Source organism: Lentiprolixibacter aurantiacus, from assembly GCF_026241225.1.
Classification (GTDB): domain Bacteria; phylum Bacteroidota; class Bacteroidia; order Flavobacteriales; family Flavobacteriaceae; genus Lentiprolixibacter; species Lentiprolixibacter aurantiacus.
This window is the reverse complement of record NZ_JAPFQP010000004.1, coordinates 84,323-105,988: the sequence shown is the minus strand read 5'-3', so window position 1 is coordinate 105,988 and position 21,666 is coordinate 84,323. Positions and strand designations below refer to the sequence as shown.

21 protein-coding genes are annotated in these 21,666 nt (G+C 47.7%); 10 read left to right on the top strand and 11 right to left on the bottom strand.

What is annotated here, in order from left to right; translation table 11 throughout:
- The first annotated feature begins 110 nt into the window (after positions 1 to 110).
- The 5 genes from OO016_RS11770 to OO016_RS11750 all read left to right on the top strand — a co-directional run bounded on the left by OO016_RS11770 (position 111) and on the right by OO016_RS11750 (position 2,250).
- On the top strand, positions 111 to 392 hold the full coding sequence (locus OO016_RS11770; protein WP_266014165.1) for a 2TM domain-containing protein: 282 nt from the start codon (positions 111 to 113) through the stop codon (positions 390 to 392).
- Between the two features lie 34 nt (positions 393 to 426).
- Entirely contained in the window at positions 427 to 732 is a 306-nt protein-coding gene (locus OO016_RS11765; RefSeq protein WP_266014163.1) for a 2TM domain-containing protein, read from the top strand.
- Positions 704 to 1,072: a 2TM domain-containing protein gene (locus OO016_RS11760; RefSeq protein ID WP_266014161.1), complete on the top strand. Its 369-nt coding sequence runs from the start codon at positions 704 to 706 to the stop codon at positions 1,070 to 1,072. The genes OO016_RS11765 and OO016_RS11760 overlap by 29 nt, the downstream gene beginning before the upstream one ends.
- Entirely contained in the window at positions 1,072 to 1,404 is a 333-nt protein-coding gene (locus OO016_RS11755; protein ID WP_266014160.1) for a 2TM domain-containing protein, read from the top strand. Before OO016_RS11760 ends, OO016_RS11755 begins: the two co-directional genes overlap by 1 nt.
- Positions 1,405 to 1,494: 90 nt before the next feature.
- Positions 1,495 to 2,250 carry a LytR/AlgR family response regulator transcription factor gene (locus tag OO016_RS11750; RefSeq protein WP_266014158.1) on the top strand — a complete coding sequence of 252 codons (756 nt, stop codon included), beginning with the start codon at positions 1,495 to 1,497 and terminating at the stop codon, positions 2,248 to 2,250.
- Positions 2,251 to 2,325: 75 nt separating this feature from the next.
- Here the strand turns inward: OO016_RS11750 and OO016_RS11745 are convergent, their stop codons facing one another.
- From OO016_RS11745 to OO016_RS11720, 6 genes are all read right to left on the bottom strand, one after another.
- Positions 2,326 to 3,519 (bottom strand): LETM1-related biofilm-associated protein, encoded by a 1,194-nt coding sequence (locus OO016_RS11745; protein ID WP_266014155.1) that lies wholly within the window; start codon positions 3,517 to 3,519, stop codon positions 2,326 to 2,328.
- A gap of 547 nt (positions 3,520 to 4,066) precedes the next feature.
- Positions 4,067 to 4,654 (bottom strand): superoxide dismutase family protein, encoded by a 588-nt coding sequence (locus OO016_RS11740; RefSeq protein ID WP_266015495.1) that lies wholly within the window; start codon positions 4,652 to 4,654, stop codon positions 4,067 to 4,069.
- A gap of 137 nt (positions 4,655 to 4,791) precedes the next feature.
- Positions 4,792 to 6,006, bottom strand: a complete 1,215-nt coding sequence (locus tag OO016_RS11735) for a bifunctional alpha/beta hydrolase/OsmC family protein (RefSeq protein ID WP_266014152.1) — start codon at positions 6,004 to 6,006, stop codon at positions 4,792 to 4,794.
- A gap of 100 nt (positions 6,007 to 6,106) precedes the next feature.
- The gene (locus tag OO016_RS11730; protein ID WP_266014149.1) at positions 6,107 to 6,793 is read right to left on the bottom strand and encodes a DUF2490 domain-containing protein; all 687 of its coding nucleotides are present in this window, start codon (positions 6,791 to 6,793) and stop codon (positions 6,107 to 6,109) included.
- Between the two features lie 94 nt (positions 6,794 to 6,887).
- Positions 6,888 to 8,825 carry a S9 family peptidase gene (locus OO016_RS11725; protein ID WP_266014146.1) on the bottom strand — a complete coding sequence of 646 codons (1,938 nt, stop codon included), beginning with the start codon at positions 8,823 to 8,825 and terminating at the stop codon, positions 6,888 to 6,890.
- Between the two features lie 43 nt (positions 8,826 to 8,868).
- Positions 8,869 to 12,084: a WD40/YVTN/BNR-like repeat-containing protein gene (locus OO016_RS11720; RefSeq protein WP_266014143.1), complete on the bottom strand. Its 3,216-nt coding sequence runs from the start codon at positions 12,082 to 12,084 to the stop codon at positions 8,869 to 8,871.
- Positions 12,085 to 12,282: 198 nt separating this feature from the next.
- Here OO016_RS11720 and OO016_RS11715 point away from each other — a divergent pair, with 198 nt between their 5' ends.
- Genes OO016_RS11715 through OO016_RS11705 form a run of 3 tightly spaced genes read left to right on the top strand, consistent with a single transcriptional unit; the run spans position 12,283 to position 13,362 of the window.
- Entirely contained in the window at positions 12,283 to 12,765 is a 483-nt protein-coding gene (locus OO016_RS11715; RefSeq protein WP_266014139.1) for a YesL family protein, read from the top strand.
- Between the two features lie 31 nt (positions 12,766 to 12,796).
- The gene (locus OO016_RS11710) at positions 12,797 to 13,018 is read left to right on the top strand and encodes a PLDc N-terminal domain-containing protein (protein WP_266014136.1); all 222 of its coding nucleotides are present in this window, start codon (positions 12,797 to 12,799) and stop codon (positions 13,016 to 13,018) included.
- Between the two features lie 14 nt (positions 13,019 to 13,032).
- Complete coding sequence (locus OO016_RS11705) at positions 13,033 to 13,362, top strand: hypothetical protein (protein WP_266014133.1); 330 nt, start codon at positions 13,033 to 13,035, stop codon at positions 13,360 to 13,362.
- A 4-nt stretch (positions 13,363 to 13,366) separates the two neighbouring features.
- On the opposite strand, the gene OO016_RS11700 is transcribed toward OO016_RS11705, so the two are convergent.
- The 3 genes from OO016_RS11700 to OO016_RS11690 all read right to left on the bottom strand — a co-directional run bounded on the left by OO016_RS11700 (position 13,367) and on the right by OO016_RS11690 (position 17,877).
- Positions 13,367 to 16,627, bottom strand: coding sequence for an FIDD domain-containing protein (locus tag OO016_RS11700; RefSeq protein ID WP_266014130.1), 3,261 nt, complete (start codon positions 16,625 to 16,627; stop codon positions 13,367 to 13,369).
- A gap of 219 nt (positions 16,628 to 16,846) precedes the next feature.
- Positions 16,847 to 17,023: a type II toxin-antitoxin system antitoxin gene (locus tag OO016_RS11695; RefSeq protein ID WP_266014127.1), complete on the bottom strand. Its 177-nt coding sequence runs from the start codon at positions 17,021 to 17,023 to the stop codon at positions 16,847 to 16,849.
- A gap of 5 nt (positions 17,024 to 17,028) precedes the next feature.
- Positions 17,029 to 17,877, bottom strand: a complete 849-nt coding sequence (locus tag OO016_RS11690; protein WP_304608111.1) for an SPFH domain-containing protein — start codon at positions 17,875 to 17,877, stop codon at positions 17,029 to 17,031.
- A 286-nt stretch (positions 17,878 to 18,163) separates the two neighbouring features.
- Here OO016_RS11690 and OO016_RS11685 point away from each other — a divergent pair, with 286 nt between their 5' ends.
- Both OO016_RS11685 and OO016_RS11680 read left to right on the top strand, forming a co-directional pair.
- Positions 18,164 to 18,436, top strand: a complete 273-nt coding sequence (locus OO016_RS11685; RefSeq protein ID WP_266014124.1) for a DUF4242 domain-containing protein — start codon at positions 18,164 to 18,166, stop codon at positions 18,434 to 18,436.
- Between the two features lie 195 nt (positions 18,437 to 18,631).
- Positions 18,632 to 19,405, top strand: coding sequence for a sulfite exporter TauE/SafE family protein (locus OO016_RS11680; RefSeq protein ID WP_266014122.1), 774 nt, complete (start codon positions 18,632 to 18,634; stop codon positions 19,403 to 19,405).
- A gap of 21 nt (positions 19,406 to 19,426) precedes the next feature.
- Here the strand turns inward: OO016_RS11680 and OO016_RS11675 are convergent, their stop codons facing one another.
- On the bottom strand, positions 19,427 to 20,677 hold the full coding sequence (locus OO016_RS11675; RefSeq protein ID WP_266014120.1) for a metal-dependent hydrolase family protein: 1,251 nt from the start codon (positions 20,675 to 20,677) through the stop codon (positions 19,427 to 19,429).
- A 15-nt stretch (positions 20,678 to 20,692) separates the two neighbouring features.
- Positions 20,693 to 21,664: a sugar phosphate isomerase/epimerase family protein gene (locus OO016_RS11670; RefSeq protein ID WP_266014118.1), complete on the bottom strand. Its 972-nt coding sequence runs from the start codon at positions 21,662 to 21,664 to the stop codon at positions 20,693 to 20,695.
- Between the last annotated feature and the right edge of the window lie 2 nt (positions 21,665 to 21,666).

The following is a 21,666-nucleotide window of genomic DNA, read 5'->3' as shown; positions in this document are numbered from 1 at the left end:
GTTTTATTCAAACAACAATTCAGTCATTAAAAACTACAGTTGGGGAATCTATATTTAGGAACCCGATCTACAGTACCGAGATTTGTACTGTAATTATTAAATAATAAAAGATGGAAAATATTAACATGGAGAACAGTTACTTACGCGCTAAAAAGCGTGTTGAAGAAATCAAAGGATTTTATGGCAACCTAATTGCCTACATAATTATCATGCCCCTGCTGGCCTGGCTCAACTATATTACTACGTCATTTCCCTGGGTTATCTTTCCGGCTGTGGGATGGGGACTTGGCGTAATCCTCAACGGGATGTGTGCCTACGGCTATAATCCCCTCCTTGGGAAAAACTGGGAAGAATGCAAGATCAAGGAATTTATGACGGAAGACGGATTTTAATCACTTATAAAACAACCTGTCAATTTAAAAGATCATGGAAGAATTCAACAAAGAAAGCAAATACATACGCGCCAGGGAGCGGGTAGAAGAGCTGAAGAAGTTTTACGGCAACCTTACCTCCTATATAGTTGTCATAACAGGTTTGGCTATACTGAATTACTGGATAAATGGCTGGTCATATATGTGGTTCCTTTGGGCCGCATTCGGGTGGGGGATAGGTCTTATATTCCACGCACTTCGGACCTTTAACCTTAATCCCTTCTTTGGAAAGGACTGGGAACAGCGCAAGATCAAGGAATTTATGAAGGAAGATGAACAGTCTCCCAGGAGATGGGAATAATACAGGGATAATGGAAGAAAAATCAAGGTTTGAACAGGAAGAAAAACTAAAACGCGCTAAAAAGCGGGTAGACGAGATCAAGGGGTTTTATATTCATTTGACGGTATATCTGGTTATAAATACTTTCATTATGGTCAACATAGCCATGCAAAATTTTGGAAATGAGAACGAATTCTGGTCATTTCCAACTTTTGTTACCCCGTTCTTCTGGGGTGTAGGTTTGGCGTTTCATGCCCTGCATACCTTCCAGGCCAGGACCTTCTTAGGCAAGAAGTGGGAAGAAAGGATGATTCAGAAGTATATCGAAAAGGACAAGCAGGAAGCTAATAAATACAAATAATGGAAAGAGATCAGCAATATCGAATAAGGTTTGACCAAGCCAGAAAGCGCGTTCAGGCCATTAAGGACTTTTTTAATAATGTGCGTGCCTTTTTATCGGTTTTCGTGATTCTGGCAGTGCTATACCTCTTTAAGGTCGAACCTTTTATCCTTATCTGGGAAGTGTTTGAAGGTAAAACCCTTATGTGGATTGAGTACAACATACTGGCAGGGCTTGGGATTTGGGCGCTGGTACTGGTCATACAGGGATTGGCAGCATTTAAATACCGCTCTACTTTTCTCCGTAAATGGGAAGAACGGCAAATACAAAAAATCCTCAGGGAAGAACAGTAAATACATACTAATGCCTATTTTCAAGGCCTATACCAAAAGCGAACAACCAATAACGAATAACCACCAACCAGCTACCAACCAAAAACCACTATGCAAGTCATAATTATTGAAGATGAGAAACCCGCTGCAAGGAGGCTTGCCAGGTTACTCTCGGAGCTCGGGGTAGAAGTATCAACCCTGCTCCATTCTGTTGAGGAGTCCATTGAATGGTTTCAAAACAACTCCCATCCGGACCTGATTTTCCTGGACATACAGCTTTCAGATGGTCTTTCGTTCGAAATCTTTGATGCGGTAAGTGTAGAAAGTGCCATTATATTTACCACGGCTTATGATGAATATGCATTGCAGGCTTTTAAACTAAACAGTATTGACTACCTGCTCAAGCCCATTGATGATGAAGAGCTGGCTGCGGCAATGAAGCAATACCAAAATCTAAACCACAGGGAGCAAACCGTCAACCTGGATTTTGAAGATATACGGAAACTGTTGACCAATCCTCTGGAACGGGAATACAAAAAACGCTTCACAGCCAAAGTTGGGCAGCATATAAAAATTCTCAATGCAGAAGATATTGAATGTTTCTACAGTGAGAACAAAGGCACTTATGCTTTCACCAGCGATGGCAGAAATTATTTGTTAGACACTACTTTGGAAAATCTGGAGGAGGAGCTGGCCCCGGAATCCTTCTTCCGGGTCAGCCGAAAATTCTATGTCAATATTCGCCATATCCACGACATTGTTGCCTACACCAATTCACGGCTGAAAGTGAAGTTAAATCGATTTAATGAGCAGGAAATCATCGTAAGCAGGGAACGGGTAAGAGACTTCAAGTTGTGGTTAGAGTAATAATATTAATTAATCTGATTAACAATATATTAACCCTTACAATAGATTTTTCTTATGGCGGGAATTTAGGCTAAATTAAGAGTGTTTTTCTACGCGGTTATCGTCGAATGCGGACGGGAGTAGTTTCGGAATCAATTTAATAAAAATCGGCAATAAAACCGCGCCTCCCGGAAGCATGAAAATTGCAAGTGAAGGTATGCTTTTGAAAATATCGAGCAGCTGGTTTTGCACCTTTTTCTTCTCCTCAGCGCTCAGGTCTTTCACGGTAGATTTCGAGAGTAAGCTTACCAGTTCCTTGCTGTCTGCAAGTTCTTTTTGGAGCCGTTTACTGTTCCTCATGATAAGCTTATTGACCACCTTGGACATGCTGTCGTAAAACTGGACGGCCAGGTTGTTCGATTTCAAAAAGGAGATAATTGGAGCATTTTTTTCAAAAAAAGAAGTTACTTCTTCCAGGCTTCTTGCAATCTGTTTTCGTTCAAAACCCAGATCCATGCCAATCCCAAATATGAATTCCGATTCGTGCAATTCCAGCACCTTGTCTTCCCAAACGGTAATACAGGCTACATCCAAAAAGTACCGATTTTCCCATTTAGAGGCATATTTAGCCAACTTCTCACGGTATCGGCCGTCAAATTTTTCCTTATCGCTATCAATAAAAGTCAAAGATGATTCGAAAAGTTGCGCCAGCCTGTCGTCTTTTTTATTGCGTTCCTTGGAACTCAGCGCGTGAAACACCAGGTTGATCAGGATATGCTCCAAATTTTTAGCGTGTTTGCGGATCTTTTCCCGCCCGTTCAGGTACTCCTTGTAGGTGAGTACATCAATAAACAGCAGGGAATTGGTTATAACACTATTGAAGGTCTTGGAGATCACATTGTCTTCCAGGAACACACGGGAATCCATAAGGCGTTCTAGCTGCGATGCGGTTTTGCTACCTGTTAGCAGTTTATTCAGGAAAGACATGCTGAAGATCTCCAGGTCCTTGTAAAAGCTGAAAATGCTTTCCAGAAAGGCCTGATAATCGGTTTCCCCTGTTTCACTTTTGAATGTGAAGAAAAGGGCTGTTATCAGGTTGATCTTGGCTTTCTCGTCTTCGGACAAGGTATGGGAAGGTCTTATAAAACGGGGTACCTTTACGTTGAGGCCGTAAACAAACCCGGTCTTTTTCATGCCTCCGTAAAGATCGCGGAAGTCCTCATAGGTATCCACATGGGCCTTAACTTCGTATCCAAACTTTTTGATCCATCCGGATGCCGATGGGTTCATACCGTTACTTTTTAGTGACCTCTCTTCCTTCTGTTTTACATACTATACCATCCTGGCAATATGTATTTCAAGGGTAAAGGGGATCGACATTAAAAATAACATTTCTTGTTTCTCAAAACATGTGTTTCGCATATTTTCCTTAGTTATGGCCTTACCATTCATCGAAATTTTAACAATTCTATAGGATAAGCCGGATGAAACGTATATTTTTAACGTTGAACTACAGGAAGTTGCCTTTGAGTCTATTGGTCTAAAGGTTGATTTTCTGGCTCAACTCAAAGTAATAGCTAACCCAAATCTGCCTATTATGGAATACTTAATATTTTTTGTTTGGCTGGGTATCATGTCATTTCTTGTTTACAAGATCGTGAAAGCCCATCATTCTCTTAAAAAACCACTGGAAAGATAGGAGTACAGCTACTTAATTTTTTTAGTGCTCTATATGAAACCATGCTTCGATGCGAAGCAGTTTTTTGAATAGTTTGAAAATGCCCAAAAAAAAGGCCGCAATCTGCGGCCTTTGTTGTTTCTACGTGGTTTTATGCGGTCATTCTATGATTCCGGTACAGCTCACGCGAGCTCCGGCAGCACCGCTGGGTTGGGAAACAAAGTCGTCTTTCCCCTGATGCACAATAACTGCTTTGCCGAGGATGTTTTTGGTTTCATCAGCGCATCCAAGGCACCATAAATCTGTTGAGAACTCAACTGTGGCATTTCCTTCTGCATCGGCTGTAAAGTTACCGATATCACCCCTGTGGTACCCTTCTTCTGCACCCCATGCACCATGCGGCTCCCGGGTAGGGTTCCAATGCCCCCCGCTCGATTTTCCATCAGCCGATGAACAGTCGGCTTTCTCGTGAATGTGAATGGCGTGCTCACCTTCGGTAAGGCCACTTAGCACAGCAACCATTTTAACCATACCATCTTCTTCGGTAAAGGTTACGGTACCGGCCACATTACTGTCACTTTTCGGTTCCATGGTAAAGGTAATGGTCTTAACTTCGTCAGTTTCCACCGCTTTCTCCACCATTGCTTCGCTTTCAGCCTTAGCGTCTTTCTCACCTTTCTTGGCATCCTTGCAATTATAGAAGGCTACACAGCAAAGAGCAACTATTAAAAAACTTATCTTCTTCATCATATTTCTTTAGGTTATTTCCCAAAGATAGGGGATTCAAAATGGGTTGTCAACCCCGGCCTTTAAAAGCACCGCTGATTTTACATAGAAAGCAGTCTTAAAATACTTTCGTATTAAATCAAAAAACAAGTGGTTTGTTAGCTCAGGAGTTCAGTAATTACCTGAGTTTCGCTATGCAGGGTGCGATGCACAGGACATCGGTCTGCAATTTCCAGCAGACGCTGTTTTTGTTTTTCATCCAGTTCTCCACTAAGTCGGATTTCCCGGTGGAAGGTGTCTATTTTCGCACGATCCGAATCACAATTTGCGCAATCTTCTGCGTGGGTTTTGCTGTAGGAGGTATGAACCTCAACATTCTGCAGGTCCCAGCCTTTTCTCCTGGCATACATTTGCAGGGTCATTACGGTGCAGGCCGACAAACCTGCAGAAACGAATTCGTAAGGGGAGGGGCCAAAATCATTTCCTCCGAAATCCACCGGTTCATCTGCCGTGAAATAATGGTTCCCTATCTTCATATCAGTAGTAAATCCGGAATCATTATCAAGGCTGGCTACCACCTGATGCGTGCTCTTCAGTACAGGTGTTTCCGGTATGCCTACATACCTGCTGGCCCATTCTGCAATTACCCTTCCGGTATAATGGGAATCTTTTGAGCTGCTTAGCAGGTGGTCTGCCCCGTCCAGGCTTACGAAGCTCTTGGGATGCCTGGCCGCGTGGTATATCTCCTCTGCATTTTTCACCCCAACCGTGGTATCCTGTGGCGAGTGGAGGATCAGGAGGGCTTTGCCGAGGTTTCTTGCCACCTTTGGCAGGGTATGGGCTTCCAGATCATCAAGGAATTGCTTCTTAATAGTAAAGGGCCTTCCTCCCAGGTTCACTATGGCCCTGCCTGATTGGCGTATTTCCTCAATATTTCCCTGCAGCAGGTGGGTCACATGCTGAGGATTCGATGGGGCCCCGATAGTGGCTATGGCCTGTATGCTGTCCAGCCGGGCACCGGCGAATATAGCGGCGGCACCCCCCAGCGAATGTCCCACCAGCAAAGCGGGAGCCTGGTGCTGTTCCTTAAGGTAATCTGCGGCAGCTATCAGGTCTTCCACATTCCCGGAAAAATTGGTTTCAGCAAAGTCACCGTCGCTTTCACCCAGTCCGGTAAAATCAAACCGAAGTACCCCAAACCCTTTTTGGGTAAGGGCTTTACTGATATTCCTGACCGCAGACAGGTTCTTGTTGCAGGTAAAACAGTGGGCAAAGAGGGCAAAATTATGGGGGTGCTGGTCTGCCGGCAGTTCCAGGTGACCAACGAGTTCCTGACCTTCAACGTTCTTGAAAAATATTTTCTGTCTCTTCATGTTCTTCGGATTTGAAATAGTGGTCGTGACCGGAAGTTAATCCTGACATTTACAATCCTTTCAGATTGCAAAAGCCCACCATATTTTGTGCCGGGTGAGGTTACTTCTTGAACAAGCCCCTCAGATCAGGATTGTAGAATACTGCAAACTGAAGGCGATCAAAGCTGGTGTTGCTGAAATGATTTTTTAAATAACCTATCTGAACACTGCTGTTTTCCGTAAGATGCACCCCAAAGGCCGCATAGGCCCTGTTCTGATCGAACAGGTTATTCTGGAAGTTAACAAAAACCTCGTCGTAAAAATTCAGGAAAAAGGTATCTGTTAAAGGTAGAGTAACTTGCAGGCGGTATCTGGCCCTGTGCTGGGTTTCTTCGCCTCGTATTTCTCCAAAATCTATAAAGCGCTGTTCCAGCCGGTAGCGGTGCTCGATCTTGAATTCCCAGACCTTGTTGTACAACAGGAACTGCTGGAATATACGGTGCTCGCTGATCTCATTGATGGTGTTCAATTCCCCGAAGGAAGGATCGGTGTCTATATATGCATATCCGAGCGTGGCAATGGCATTGTCCGAAATATGGTAATTGGCCCCGGTACGCAACAGCATCTGGTTAAAATTGCTGCTAGTCTCATAGTAGCGGAACTGGGCTTCGGAGTGTATGCTCCATTTGTCCGAAATCCTGTTCATTCCAAAATACTGAAACCAACTTCCCCAGGTATCTTCCCCTGTTTGCTGGGCATTCATTCCTGTAACGGCAATAAGCGCAAACAATATCCAAATTTTCCTCATCTCATTTATGTTCTGTTTTACTAAGCAAGTTAATCAAAGTAAAGCTAAAAAGGCCCCCATTCCGGGAGCCTTTTTGGAATTGTAATCTACAATATTATTTGCTGGTGTCCAGGTCGGTGGACTGCCCATCCTCAATGGGTTTTCCCGGGTCCTGCTTGAGGTAGACCTCCAGGAATTCCAGCACCTTGCTGTACGCCTCTATTTGATTCTCCTTCTTAACAAATCCGTGTCCCTCGTCTTCAAACAGCACGTATTCCACAGGCACTCCATTTGCCCGCACCCCCGCTACGATCTCGTCGGATTCTACCTGCAGCACACGCGGGTCCTGAGCTCCTTGCAGAACGATCAGTGGCTTCGTCACCTTGTCCGTATGGAAAAGGGGCGAAATAGCCCTCAGACGTACGGAATCCGCACTGTAGGGGTCTCCCAGTTCCTTGTAGAGGGCATCTTTGAAAGAAGCCCACCATGGCGGGATGCTTTTGAGGGTACGGATCCAGTTGGTTACCCCAAACAGGTTAACCCCCACTGCAAATTCTTCAGGCGTATAGGTCAGGGCTGCCATGGTCATATAGCCCCCGTAAGAGCCCCCGATGATCCCGATCTTGTCCGGATCGATATCTGGTTGCTGGGCGAGCCAGTTCTTGCCTTCAACACAATCCCTCAGGTCTTTGTCACCATGGTTCAGGTCGTCCATCTGGTAAAAGGTCTTGCCATAACCGCTGCTTCCACGGTTGTTCACCGCTAGTACGGCATACCCATGGTTCACCAGGTACTGGATCAGGGAGTTGAACCCCTGCCGGCTTTGCCCGCCGGGTCCGCCATGTACCCAGACCAGTGCCGGGACTTTGTTGTCTTCCGAGGCCTGGTGGGGCTTGTAATAGATGGCCGGGATCTCCAGTCCGTCAAAGGATGGGTAGCGGACCACCTCCGCTGTTACCAGGTGCTCCGGGGTGATCTCCGGGTTCAATACATCGGATATCTTGTTAAGTTCCTTGCTTTCCAGGTTGTAAACATACAGATTGGAAGGAGTGTGCGAGCCTCCTGCATAGAAGCGCATCATGCTTTCATCCCGTGAAAACCCAACGGAAGTGATGCTGGCATTTTCGATCTCCGGCAAGGCAATATTCTCGCCACTGGCCACATCTTTGACCTCAATCACGTTCCTGGCGTCTTCATTGATGTAGGTCACCTGGTATTTTCCATTCTCGGTGAAATAGCTTCCCGAAATGTCCCAATCGCGTTCCATCATCTTTTCCCTGCTGCCATCGGCCAGGTTGTACTTCATCAGGTATGCAAATTCTGCACCGTCATCCGTGGTATAGTAAAAGGCCGAATTGTCCAGGGAAAAATCCTGCATTCTGTTTGCACTCTGGTTTTCATTTACTTTGATTAGCGCATCACCTGCACGGCTGTACAGGTAGAGGTCGCTGTCGTTGGTGTTTATGGACTTGCTCAGGGCCACATACTGCTCGTCCCAGGAAATGCCCTCTATATTATACCCCTCCGTATTCTCATAGAGCATGGTCGGGGTAAAGGTTTCCACATCCATTTTGTAAAGGTCGTTGAACTGCGGGTCCCTTTTATTGGATGCAAAATAGAAATGCTTGTTGTCCTTAGCCCACCCATAGAAAAGGGCACGGGCTCCTTCATAGGGGGTCAGGTCCTGCTGGCTCCCGTCCTCATCCCGAAGGTAGATGTGGTAGATCTCATCCCCGTTGTTGTCCATACGGAAAAGCATGCGTTGGTCTTCAGGGAAATAAGAGATGGCAAAAACCGAAGAACTGTCTGATTCCGTTACCGGCATAAATTCCCCTCCGCTGGTGGGAACCGTGTACATATTGTAGATCCCGGAGCGGTTACTGGAAACCAGTAATTTGGACTTATCCGGGGAAAAACTTCCCCCTCCCACGTTCTCGTTGTCCATCATCTGCTCGATGGTGTAGCTTTTGAGCGTGTCCGCAATGGAGGGCTCTTTTTTCTCCTGGCAACTCCAGATCAGGACGATCCCCAGGAGTAAGATGCTTTTTTTCATTGATGTTTGTTTTTAATTGTTGATGATATAGGTTATAAGACGCTTATTCCAGCGTAAAGGTTTCGGTTTTCTTAAAAGGAGTTAATTCAAGTTGCTCCATTTCCTCCTGGTAGGCCTTCCAGCGGTCGGAGAAGAAGGTGTTGGTTTGTTGAAGGGCTGCTTTCAGATCGTTCTTTGCAAACTGAATCAGCCGCTCTTCCGTAGTGGTAATCCCTGTCTTTCGGCTTGCCACATAGCGGTAGGCATTGGATATGCGCTGCATAACTGTTACCTCAGGGCTCCTTGTAATACCCTGGCGCTTGTCTACCTTGCCCAGATATAGCGCGATCACTGAATCAATGCCCTTCACGATATCCTTCGATGCTTTGATCTGTGTTTTATATTTTTCCTTGTCCAACTCCTTGAGTTCCTTCTCGTACTTGCTGGCAATTTTCTTGCTTTCCACCAGTTGGCGTACAGCATCTGCAGCGGTCTGCATATGCGCCTCAAGCTTTTTGGTGGTTTCATACACTTCGTTGATGCTTGATTGTGAAACATTCAACCTTGGGTCTGTTTTGACGGTAACAGAGGTTTCATCTGTATTTTCTCCATATTCAACCACCACCTTGTATGTCCCGGGTTTAACCGTTGCGCCCCCAGGTTCCCTGTTTCGTTTACGGATGGTCCGTGAAGGACGATCCGGCCCTTTTTCATCCATTCCCCAGTACACCCTGTGGAAGCCTTTTTTATCCGGAGTCTTGTATTTCAGGGTGCGGATCAGTCTATCTTTATCATAGATCTTGAAAATAACGGAGTCCTTCGTCATTTTTTTCTTCCCTGCTTCATCATTTTCTTCTGATTCTTTTTCTTCCTTTTCATCTTTTTTGGGTAGGGGCTTGCGATCTTTTTTCCCCTCCCTAAGGTAATAGGTGATCATGGCTCCCCCTCTGCGGTTTTCCCCATTGTACAGGGCATCGCCGCCGAAACGGCTTCCCGTAGGCTGCTGGTAGGCAGCCAGGTAAGCATCCGGACTTGGAAAGAGGCTGATCTCCTGGTTCAATAGACTTTTATCTCTGGCTAGTGCCCTTAGCGGACGTATATCGTCCAATACCCAGGCAGCGCGGCCAAAGGTGCCTATCACCAGATCCTGTTCCCTCGGGTGGATGACCAGGTCCTTTGTGGATACGGTTGGGAATCCTTCCGTCCATTTCTGCCAGTTGCTTCCTGCATCAAGAGAGATGTACAGACCATCGTCCGTGCCAAGAAACATCAGGTTGGGGTTTTCTTTATCCTCCACTATGGAAAGAGTATAACTCTTCACATCTCCTTCATCTACCAGGCGTTCCCAGGTTTTGCCATAATCCCTTGTGCGGTAGGCGTAGGGTGTGTAATTGTACCTGCGGTAATCATTGGCGATCAGCAAGGCCTCACCCTTGTTGCGTTGGGAAGCTTTGATCTGTGGGATCCAGCTGCCCCTGGGCAGCCCCTTTATATTTTTGGTAACCTCTGTCCAGGTGTTCCCGCCATTCCGGGTAAAATGCACCCGACCGTCGTCGGTCCCTACCCAAAGCATGTCCTTTTCAACCGGGGAAGGCTCAATGACCAGTATGGTACAGTGGTTTTCCGCCCCGGTGGCGTCCATAGTAAGGCCACCACTTTCACTTTGTTTTTGTTTTTCCGGGTCGTTGGTGGTCAGGTCCGGGGAGATCACTTTCCAGGTCAGGCCTTTATCAGTGCTCTTGTGTACAAACTGGCTTCCGAAATAAACGGTACTGTTGTTGAAGGGGTCCTGACCGATCCCGGCATTCCAGTTAAAACGCAGCCGGGTCTCGGCATCTGGTGGAGTAGGGCGAACCGAATAGTTGTTCCCGGTCTGCCAGTCGTATCGGCTCACAAAGCCCTGCTGGCTCATGGCATAGCCGTAGCGGGAATCGTCAAGGTCCGGAACCACATCAAATCCATCACCAAAGGCAATTTCCTGCCAGTAGCTGTTGCGAATTCCCTGGTCGCGCCAAACGTAGGCAGGACCCCTCCAGGAACCGTTGTCCTGCATGCCCCCGTAAACATTGTAGGGAAATTCATTGTCCACACTGATATGGTAAAACTGGGCCACGGGCAGGTTGCCTATAAAACGCCAGGTCTTGCCACCATCCCTGGTGATGTTCATGCCACCATCATTTCCATCGATCATAAACTGACCGTTATCCGGGTGGATCCACCATGCATGGTGGTCCGGGTGCACCCCGTTGCTCACCCCGTAGGCCGGCATCAGCTGGCTGAAATTCTTTCCCCCGTCTTCGGACACATTCACATAGGTAAAGACTGAGTATACCCGGTTTTCGTTCTCGGGGTCTACGTGTATGTCCGAATAGTAGAAGGGTCGGTTGCCAATATCGTTCTTGTCGTTGATCTTTTTCCATTTAAAACCCCCGTCCACACTTTTGTAAAGCGCATTTTTCTTGGCTTCTACCAGGGCATAGACCACATTGGGTTTGTTGTGTGCAATGGAGAGGCCAATACGCCCCAGCTCGCCTTTGGGCAGGCCATCTTCCTCCGTAAGTTTCTTCCAGTTCTTACCACCATCATGGGTCATATAAAGGCCACTTCCGGGACCTCCTGACTCAAAGAACCAGGGATCGCGCTTGTGTTCCCACATGGCTGCGATGAGTTTGTTAGGGTTGGTGGGGTCCATGACCAGATCAGCCACCCCGGTTTTGTTGTTTACAAAAAGGATCTTCTGCCAGGTCTGTCCGCCATCTATGGTTTTAAATACACCCCGTTCCGGGTGTTCCCCCCAGGGGGATCCTATTGCTCCTACGTAGACCGTGTTGGGGTCTGTGGGATCTATAATAATGCGGTGGATATGACGGGTTTTTTCAAGGCCCATGAGCTGCCAGTTTTTGCCGCCATCCAGGGAGCGGTACACTCCGTATCCTCCGTTGAGGGAATTTCGGGGATTTCCTTCGCCCGTACCTACCCAGATCACTGAGGGGTTGGATTGCTGTATGGCTACAGCACCTATGGACCCGGTGGATTCATTATCAAATATTGGGTCCCATTTGATGCCTCCGGAAGTGGATTTCCAGAGTCCGCCGGAAGCCGTACCCACATACATAACGTCCGGGTTTTGGTGGACCACATCAATTGTAGTTACCCGGCCACTCATACCGCCGGGGCCTATGTTCCGGGGTTTCAGGTCCTGAACCAGGTCCATCGTAAAGTCTTGTGCAAAAAAAGAAAGGGATGCAAAAAGCATCAGTGGAAGTAGTAATTTCCTCATATATAAAGGTGCGTTAGTTAGAGCTCTAAAGATACCCTAAAAGGCAGGGTGAAGTTCTTAAAAGGATGTTAAGGAGAATCCTTGAATCTATTAAAACAATTAGTTAATTTAGTTATGTATTTAATTCGTGCAGGGGTCGATGCTATTATAACTCAGTAGCTCATTAATAAGCCTTCGGACTGAAAGAATTTTAATCACATGCGAGAAGGTTGCGATGCTGCCACGAAACCTTCAGGAGTCACGGAAATTATGGTATTTGTATTTAAGAAAAGTTATTTAAGGGCTAACCTCATCTTTGGGTTGATTTGGTTGACTGTATTTATACTTAAGGTCTTCATAGAGGATAATACAAATTCGATATCCTATTGGATAGATTATGGCTTCTTGTTGGTGGCGGTGCTGTATCTGGGCACCTACCTTTACCAAAAGCGCTACGGTTATTTAACCCTGGAAAACGGACTGCTCAAACTGAACGATCCCAGGAATAAGCATATCGACCTCAACACTGTTACCCGTTTCAAATTTTTTGCCGGGGAATATATCCTGGAAAGTGATAGCAAAAAGCTAAAGGTGAATACCTACCTGCTGGAACCGCCGTCAGTGGCACTGCTAAAGGCAGCACTGGAAAAGCACGGTCTGAAACCCGGAACCTCCCGAATCCTGCAAATGGAATCGAACTAATCCATCAACCAACAACCAACAGCGAAAAACTATGCTACTACCCCTTGCCTTAAGCTCCGCAGTGATTTTCTTTGTATTGATCCTTGCCCTGTTTGCCCTGGTCCTTACCCTGGTAGCCCTGGTCGATATCCTGGGCAATAAATTTGAAGGGAATGACAAGCTCATCTGGGTATTGGTGGTCATCTTTCTAGGCATCATTGGCGTTTTCTTATACTTCGCCATGGGGCAGAAGCAGAAGCTTCCCAAACCCTGATTAAAACCATACAGATGGAACAACATACGAACAACGACAAACAATATCCCGAAGGCCATTTTGTAGGCATGTGGATGGGTATTGGCATAGCTATTTTCACCGGGCTGGGTGTAGCCCTGAGTGCTGCTTTGCAGAATTTTGCCTTTATCGGGGTTGGCCCTGCTATTGGGGTAGGTTTTGGACTGCCTATCGGACAGGCCATTGAAAACAAGTACAAGGCGCAGGGCAGGATACGGCCGCTTACGGAATCCGAAAAGCAAAGCCGGAAAAACTTCCTGATTGGTGGGCTCCTGCTTTTCCTTGCCGGTGTGGTGGTGTTTGCATGGATGTATTTCAGGAAATAAGCGCCTATCGCAACAAGCTGAAATGCCCTTTCAGTATCCTTTCTTCACCCTGCTGGTCTACCAGGCGCGCCAGGAACCAGTAATCCGAAGCCGGTAACCGCTTACCCTTAAATGTACCTTCCCATCCCTGATCTGCCGGGGATACCTGTGCTAAAAAGGTGCCGTAGCGGTCAAAGATATGTATGTAGGAAGCAGAGCTAAAGGTATCGTTCCAGCCCTGCAGGTTCCAGGTATCGTTGATCCCATCCCCGTTGGGGGTGAAGAATTTGGGGAAGCCCAGCACAAAGACCTCCAGGGAGGCGATCCCACAGCCTTTTTTGTCCCGCACATAGATCACATGGGCGCCGGCATCTACGTCTCCGAAGAAGGGTTCATCCTGGAAGGGGCCGGCTTCATCATCCAGGGCAAATTCATAATCGCCTATACCCAGGTTCGTCGGGTCTATGCTGATGCTGTTATTGTTGGAAAAGTCGGTTATGCTAACATCGTCCATGCCGATATCTGCCAGTGCCGATTCTACCACTGTGAAGGAGTAGGGGAAGGAGATACAGTTAGTTGCGGAAATGGCCTCTACGGTGTAGGTGCCTGCCTGGCTTACTTCTGCAAACGGATCCGTACTCACCACGGTGCCCTGGGCATCCGTCCAGACATAGTCGTACTGCCCTTGCGGATCAAAGGTAAACAGGGTTATGGGGCTGCCGTTCAGGCAGAAGATATCCGACTGGTCCACCTCAAACTGCGGCCTGGGATATACGGTTAACAGCAGGTGCGGCCCTATCCCGAAACAATCCCCATTGATAATGCTTTCCACCCTCACATAGAGGGTCTGGGAAAATGCAGTTTCGTTGGTATATACAACCTGGTCCTGTATCTCATTCTGCTCCAGTTGGGCATCCTCCAGGTTTCGGTAATACTGTACGCTCAGGTCCTGTCCGCCCGGGAACTGGTCCAGGAATTGCTGGGAAACCTGGGAAAGGTCGAACTCCCGGAAACCATCTGCCCTGTCATCGTCATCACAAAAGGCCAATTCCTCCAGGTAGCCGGCCGGGAAGGAGGTGGTGGATACCTGCAGGCCTACCTGGGCCACCCTGTAGCAGCTATTGGGATTGGCCACACGGATATAAACCGTGGACGCCAGGGAATTATTGAATGGGAGGGGAGCTACGGCATTAACAGCCTGTTCGGCATCTGCCTGGCTCAGGTAATAACTGAAATCGAAGGCTGCCGAATTTCCGTTGGAGAGGAAATCGTTTACTTCGGTAAGGTTGAAATCGGTAAAACCATCCGGGGTGCCGTCCTCATCGCAATTCAGGAGTAGTGCAGTGCTTTGGATCACGGGCAGGGCCTGTACTTCCAGGGTGAATTCCGTATCGGTAAAACAGCCCGGGTTGAGCTGGTTGCTTACCCGTACATAAACCTGTTCCCCACCGCTTACCCCATTGACATAGGCATTGGGATTGGCAATAAGGCTGCTATAGCTTGCATCGCGGTAATATTCAATGTTGAAGTCGGCCGCATTGGCGACGTTCAGGATCTGGTTTTCATATACGGTCAGGTCAAAAGTCGTAAAGCCGTTGGTGTCGTCCCCATCGCTATCCGTATCGCATAAGGCCAGGGTCGGGATTTCGGAAGGGACGGGGACATCCACGGTTTCGTATACGGTTACACCTACCTGCAGCCGGGCAGGGCTCTCGCAGCCATTCAGGGTCTGACTGCCGTAATAAAACCCGGAAACCAATAATTCTGAACTGTTTAGCGGACTGCCCCCGAAAGGGGTGTTATACCATTGGATACTCGCCCCATTTGCCGCTAAATCGGAAACCAGAGCAACTTCCAGGTCGCAAAAGGTCTGTGAAGCATTGCCCGTGGGGGCTGCCACATTGACCACCGTGGTGTTAACGCCTTCACGCACCGGGTTTGCACAACCGTTGAGGGATGCTTCCGCATAAAAAGTGGTGGTTGTGGTAAGGTAGGGCGTTGTAAAGTTGTTTCCGGTGCCCAACAGGTTTCCTCCTGTTGGGGCATCGTACCAGCTGATAGTTCCCTGGTTGGCAGTAGCAGACAAGCTCCCTGTGCCTTCCTCGCAAATGATTGCAGGGCTAACCGTTATAATGCTGGGTATGGGTTGTATGGTAGCGGTAACAGCAGTGCGCTCTCCGGTCAGGCAACCGTTAACCGATGCCAGGGTATAATAAGTAGTGGTAATACTCAGGGGGGGCGTGTTGTAAGAATTACCGGTAAATATAGGGGAGCCTCCCGTCTGGTTTTCAAACCACAGCACATCGCCTGCAGAGGCTGTTGCTTCCAGGGTAATACTGCCCGGGCCACAATTGCTTCCCTGTACAGTACTGGTTATTTCAGGAATAGTAATTCGGGTGCTGGCTGATATATCAAGCACGGGATCGCCGGGGGTGCCCCCGTATTCAACAATAAAGCCCTGGGGGTGAAACAGACTGGCAGGATTAAGGTCACCGGTATCGGGAAGGTCGTTCCAGGAACCAGGTGTGCCTATGGAAGGATCAGTGACATGTGCGTAGTCTTCCCCACCACAGCATTCATTGGGTTCCCCCTCATTCCAGTTCGCATAGCCTCCTGCAGGAGGAGATCCGTTCATATCACCATTCCAGAATATGGTACCTGCTTCCGGGCCGGTCATCCACCTCCAGACCCCTTCGGTTTGTGCGTCGCTCCCGCCAATCCAGCCCGTTCCTGCAGCTTGTTCTCCAGATAATTGTGCCTCTTCTGCAGAGGTGATGGTGGCCAGGTAACCCTTTAAGCCAAAATAGGTATAGGTTTCCGCCAGGTCCCGTGCTGTGGTCCAGGTAACCCCGGGCATGGGGATGTACTCATAGTAATGATTTGTGGAAGGAAGGTAATTTGCATCTCCGATTGTGAAGGAAAAGAATTTCTCACCCGTGAATGTAGTGGAGCTACTGGTAAATACCACATCCTGTACCGCTGCAATGAAGTCTGTATAGGAAACCAGGGCATTGCCAACCCCAGAAAGGGTGAGTTTACCTTCGTTAGCATTCCAGCTCGTCTGTATATTGGGATGAGAACCAGTGAGGCTGAGTATATCCTGTCCGGGAACATAACCCTGTGATATCTGTATAAAAAGGGCTGCTATCTGGGTGTCGTCCGGATCTGTAATATTGAAACTGCTAACAATGTTGATCTCGGATTGTGGACAGTACAGTTGGTCGCCCGTAGCATCCAGTGTGGGCGGGGCATTGATCTGTGTTCTGACACTTAAAAAGGTCAGCATAAGTATACCAGATATGAACCATTTTTTTAGCAAGGGCCTCTGACGGTTTTACAAAAGCGGACCCTAAAATAACCAATTATCACGAGAGGCCCGAGTGGTTAGGCCAAGTGGGCTGTTTACCACGACAAAAGGGATTGGAACTCCCTGGCAGGGATAATTAATTGCAGTAGAGGAGACCTCACGGTGAATGCCTGGATGAAACCAGTATGCCTGTATAGATCAAGCCTTATCCTGCTTGCCTTTTTGTTTAGGCAATCTTTTGTGGTCCTTGAGGCTTTTATTGATGATCCATTCCAGTTGTCCGTTCACACTGCGGAATTCATCCTCTGCCCATTTTTCAATTTGCTTGAAAAGGGCGGGGTCAATCCTAAGGACAAAAGACTTTCGTTTACTCAAACCTATCAACCATTAAGGGTGCCTGCGTTTACCACAGGGATGGCTTCTTTATCGCCACACAGCACAACCATTAGGTTGCTCACCATAGAAGCCCGCTTGTCATCATCAAAGTCGATGATATTGTCTTCAGAGAGCTGGGTAAGGGCATCTTCGACCATACCTACGGCACCTTCCACGATTTTTTTACGGGCAGCCACAATAGCCACAGCCTGCTGCCTCTTGAGCATGGCACTGGCTATCTCGGGGGCATAGGCCAGGTAACCAATGCGTGCTTCCATAACCTTGATCCCGGCAATAGCAAGTCGTTCTGTGATTTCGGTTTCCAGGGCTTCATTGACCTCGTCCATACCGGAGCGCAGGGTCAATTCGGCTTGTTCGTCGTCAAAATTGTCATAGGGGTAGGAACCCGCCAGTTTCCTGACCGCCGCATCGGTTTGAACACGGACAAACTCCACATAGTTGTCGACATCGAAGGCCGACTTATAGGTATCCTGCACCTGCCAAACGAGGATAACGTTGATGAGGATGGGGTTTCCGATCTTGTCGTTCACCTTTACCCGCTCGCTGTCAAAATTACGGGCCCTGAGGGAAATCTTTATTTTGCGGTAAAAGGGGTTGGCCCAGAAAAAGCCGTTTTCTTTCACGGTGCCTTTGTACGCCCCGAAAAGGACCAAAACTTTGGAACTGTTGGGGTTTACGATAAAAAATCCTACCATTATGAGTAATATTACCGGTATCAGCAACAGGAATAGGGGATTCATGGTCATGATGATCCCAATTATCGTTGCTGCTATAAGTACCAACAGCACAAATAGCATGGTATAGCCGCTGCTCGCTTTTACTTCTTTTTCCATAATAATATCAATTTGATATCATAATAATACTAAAATTTTTCAAAATAAAAAAACTATTTCTAAAAGAACTTGCCGGGAGAATTGACTAAGTGTTTTACATATGAACCCAGAATTAAAAGTTTGGTCATATGAAAGTTGTATCGGGCGGAGATTTTTCTTACCTTGATAGGTGCCCTATTCTATCTTAACCTGCTTTGGCTTAAGGAATTAGTGGAGTCCAGAAGCCACTTTAAAAACCGGGGCGTAACCGAAAAGCCATACGAGTAGGAAGCTAATAATTACAACCATGCCAAAGTATGTTATTGAACGGGAAATCCCCAATGCGGGACAACTCACACAGGAAGAACTAAAAGGAATCTCGCAGACATCATGTGGGGTATTAGAAGAAATGGGGCCGCATATTCAGTGGCTAGAGAGCTATGTTACAGGGGACAAGGTCTATTGCGTCTACATTGCACCCAATAAGGAAATGGTCAGGGAACACGCTCAAAGAGGAGGCTTTCCTGTAAATCAGGTTAATGAAGTAGCAGCGGTCATTGATCCCACTACTGCAGAATAATTTTTTGGATTACAGTACATTTGAGGATCAAAACAAATAAACATAGATAAGGTTTAAGCAAAATATTTTGATCCTCTTTTTTATTGCCCTGTATTGGCGGCAATACAACCAGGGATATCCAGTATTTCCATCCTCCGGTATTTGGCGTATCAGAGGGCTTAACCTGCAAAAACTAAACCTGCTTAGCAGAAAGTTATGGAATACCTTCTTGTATCCTTAGTGGCTTTCCTTGTTGCCATACTCACTTTTTTTTCAGGATTTGGTTTGGGGACTATCCTGACCCCGGTTTTTATGTTGTTTTTCCCGGTGGAACTTGCAATAGCCCTTACCGGGGTGGTGCACTTTTTCAACAACGTCTTTAAAATTTTCCTGGTAGGCAGGCGGGCCGATAAAGAGGTGTTGCTTCGATTTGGGATCCCTGCGGTTATCTTTGCACTGTTGGGTGCTTGGGTGCTGGTCCATATCCCGGATGCCAAGCCCCTGTTTGAATATGAAATGTTCGGTAGGATTTTTGTGGTGTACCCAGTAAAATTCATTATCTCCATCTTGCTCCTCATTTTTGCAAGCTGGGACCTCATCCCTTATTTTCAGCGACTTGAGTTTGGAAAGGATAAATTGCCAATAGGGGGAATGCTAAGTGGATTTTTTGGTGGGCTTTCCGGGAACCAGGGCGCCCTGCGAAGTGCCTTTCTGATTAAAGCCGGATTGTCCAAGGAGGCATTTATAGGTACTGCTGTTGTGGTTTCCACCTTTGTGGATTTTACTCGCCTGGGGGTTTATGCTACTCGTATTGACCAGACCGGACTTACGGACAACATCACAATTGTTTTGTGTGCCACCCTGTCAGCCATCATAGGTGCATATCTAGGTTTGAAACTCCTAAAAAAAGTGACCGTGAAATTCCTTCAGGTTACCGTGGCTATAATGTTGATTTTCCTATCCGTTGCTCTGGGTGCCGGTTTGCTTTAGTCTACAGAGTAGCAAAGGTGATTACTTAACAATTTTGCCCGCTTTAAACACCAGTTGTACCTTGCGCAACCTGGTAATATCCATACTTGGATCACCCTGAGCAGCGATAAGGTCTGCCATAAACCCTTTTTTTATTTCCCCTAGTCTTTCCAGGTGGAAGGTCCGGGCATTTACGGAAGTTGCTGCCCTAAGCACTTGCAGGGGTGCCATGCCATAGGCAACCATCAGCTCCAGTTCCCTGTAGTTCTCCCCATGAGTGTAAACCCCTACATCTCCACCGAAACCAATAGTCACACCAGATTGCAGGGCCAGTTTAAAAGAGGCTTTTTTCATGATTATACGCTCTGTATCGGGATCTTCCCCCTTCTTCCATCCGCGGTATTGCTCAACGGCATCACCAGCAGCCAGGGTAGGGTAGAAGACCACCCCTTTTTCCTTCATCAAACGAAAAACTTCCAGTGTGCCGCCATCCCCGTGTTCTATGGTTTCCACACCGGCGAGGATAGCCCTTCTCATGCCTTCCGGTGTGCTGGCATGGGCCACTACATAGCTGCCGGCAGAGTTGGCCGCTGCTACCATGGCTTTGAGCTCTTCCTGCAAAAAGGTCGGCTGGGAAGCTGCTCCCGGCTGCCAGCGGTAATCAGCGTAGACCTTAATAAAGTCTGCTCCGTTACCCAGTTGTCTTCGTGTAGTTTCAATAACAGCATCAACCCCGCTGGAGGGTTCTGCCCCCAGGGGGATGCTGACCCCATCGTGAAACCCTTTTGGACCATAAGCTCCGGTGGCTACTATGGCCGGACCCGCAACGAGCAGCCTCGGCCCGGGGATAATACCTTTTTCAATGCTTTCTCTCAGGTATACATCGGCATATCCGGCACCTTCAGAACCCAGATCGCGCATAGTGGTTACGCCCGCCATCAGGGAGGCTTTGGCATGATTTGCACCCCTAAGCGATCGCTCCACGGGGGATTCTTTAAGGACCTGGTCATTCCAGGGAGTTTCGTCATAAGGGTGGAGCAACAGGTGGGAATGCCCCTCGATAAGCCCGGGCATCAGCGTCATCCCGCTCAGCTCTCTTATTTGAGTACCCTTCGGGACACGCAGTCCTGATTCGACACCGGCATAGGTTATAATTTCACCTTCAACCAGTACCACCCAGTTATTGTGCATTTCTATGCCATCAAAGACCCGGTTGGGTTTTAATAAAAGTTGTCCGGTGGCCAGCGAGCCAGAAAGGAGGGAGAGACAAAGGGTAAGTAAAAAGTTTTTCATTGGTTATGCATTGATTTAAACATCCAGGGCCAGCAGGTAGTCGAGGCTCTTTTTTAAAACCACTTCCGGCTTTTTGGCCATGTCCTGCTCAACAAAAAAGTGCTTTACCCCATTTTTTCTAGCCACGGAAAGGATTTCCGGCAGGCTCAGCACGCCACTGCCGGCAGAGGTCATGTTTGGGAACAGGGCTATCCATTGTGCAGCATCGCCGCCATCCCCTTCAAAATGCTTCAATTGCGCCATGTCCTTAACGTGCATTAGGCGATAGCGGTTTTTGTATTTTTTGAGATAGGCAATTGGGTCGGCCCGGCCGGCAATGGTCCAGAAAAGGTCCATTTCCAAGAACACCGCGTTGGGATCTGTACGTTCCATTAGCAGTTCGAAAGGGATCTCCCCTTCCATTTCACTCAGCCCGTACCCATGGTTATGGTAGGCAAAGCGTATACCTAGTTCACGTGCCCTCCGGCCAATGGTATTGAAACTATCGGCTACAGCCTTGTAGCCGTCCAGGTTTTGCCTGCGTTCCTCAGGGATTGCAGGCAGGATTACATATTTGGCCCCGAGGTAGTTTGCAGATTCTGCCAGCTTTTCCAAATGGTTTTCCAGGGTATCCAGATCGGTATGCATGGCCGGGACCCGCAGCCTGTTCGCATCGAGGACCGCCTTAAAGCGTGATTGCGAAAGTCCGAAAAAGCCACTTCCGCTAAAACCCAGCATGGGCGTAATCCCTGCCCAGCGGGTTTTGTTGGATTGGGCACTGAAAGGGTAGGGCCCGTAGAGTTCCAGTTCCCTGAAGCCCATTCCGGAAATCATGGCTACCGTGCCTTCAAAATCCTGTTCCAGCGGAAGGGGAATGGAAAAGAGCTGCAGGCCGACGCTCTTCAATCTTTTAGAAGAAGGGAAGCCCCTACCTATTGCCAATTCTGGAGCCAGGAGGCTACCGGCTACAAACAGTCCGGAATTTTTCAAAAAGGTTTTACGGTCCATGT

Coding starts and splice junctions, on each gene's coding strand:
- OO016_RS11720 (WP_266014143.1), bottom strand. CDS start 12,084: ATGAGGAAATTACTACTTCCACTGATGCTTTTTGCATCCCTTTCTTTT.
- OO016_RS11735 (WP_266014152.1), bottom strand. CDS start 6,006: ATGAAGAGACAGAAAATATTTTTCAAGAACGTTGAAGGTCAGGAACTC.
- OO016_RS11730 (WP_266014149.1), bottom strand. CDS start 6,793: ATGAGGAAAATTTGGATATTGTTTGCGCTTATTGCCGTTACAGGAATG.
- OO016_RS11670 (WP_266014118.1), bottom strand. CDS start 21,664: ATGGACCGTAAAACCTTTTTGAAAAATTCCGGACTGTTTGTAGCCGGT.
- OO016_RS11680 (WP_266014122.1), top strand. CDS start 18,632: ATGGAATACCTTCTTGTATCCTTAGTGGCTTTCCTTGTTGCCATACTC.
- OO016_RS11675 (WP_266014120.1), bottom strand. CDS start 20,677: ATGAAAAACTTTTTACTTACCCTTTGTCTCTCCCTCCTTTCTGGCTCG.
- OO016_RS11750 (WP_266014158.1), top strand. CDS start 1,495: ATGCAAGTCATAATTATTGAAGATGAGAAACCCGCTGCAAGGAGGCTT.
- OO016_RS11745 (WP_266014155.1), bottom strand. CDS start 3,519: ATGAACCCATCGGCATCCGGATGGATCAAAAAGTTTGGATACGAAGTT.
- OO016_RS11765 (WP_266014163.1), top strand. CDS start 427: ATGGAAGAATTCAACAAAGAAAGCAAATACATACGCGCCAGGGAGCGG.
- OO016_RS11690 (WP_304608111.1), bottom strand. CDS start 17,877: ATGGAAAAAGAAGTAAAAGCGAGCAGCGGCTATACCATGCTATTTGTG.
- OO016_RS11715 (WP_266014139.1), top strand. CDS start 12,283: ATGCGAGAAGGTTGCGATGCTGCCACGAAACCTTCAGGAGTCACGGAA.
- OO016_RS11710 (WP_266014136.1), top strand. CDS start 12,797: ATGCTACTACCCCTTGCCTTAAGCTCCGCAGTGATTTTCTTTGTATTG.
- OO016_RS11700 (WP_266014130.1), bottom strand. CDS start 16,627: ATGCTGACCTTTTTAAGTGTCAGAACACAGATCAATGCCCCGCCCACA.
- OO016_RS11760 (WP_266014161.1), top strand. CDS start 704: ATGAACAGTCTCCCAGGAGATGGGAATAATACAGGGATAATGGAAGAA.
- OO016_RS11685 (WP_266014124.1), top strand. CDS start 18,164: ATGCCAAAGTATGTTATTGAACGGGAAATCCCCAATGCGGGACAACTC.
- OO016_RS11755 (WP_266014160.1), top strand. CDS start 1,072: ATGGAAAGAGATCAGCAATATCGAATAAGGTTTGACCAAGCCAGAAAG.
- OO016_RS11740 (WP_266015495.1), bottom strand. CDS start 4,654: ATGAAGAAGATAAGTTTTTTAATAGTTGCTCTTTGCTGTGTAGCCTTC.
- OO016_RS11770 (WP_266014165.1), top strand. CDS start 111: ATGGAAAATATTAACATGGAGAACAGTTACTTACGCGCTAAAAAGCGT.
- OO016_RS11725 (WP_266014146.1), bottom strand. CDS start 8,825: ATGAAAAAAAGCATCTTACTCCTGGGGATCGTCCTGATCTGGAGTTGC.
- OO016_RS11705 (WP_266014133.1), top strand. CDS start 13,033: ATGGAACAACATACGAACAACGACAAACAATATCCCGAAGGCCATTTT.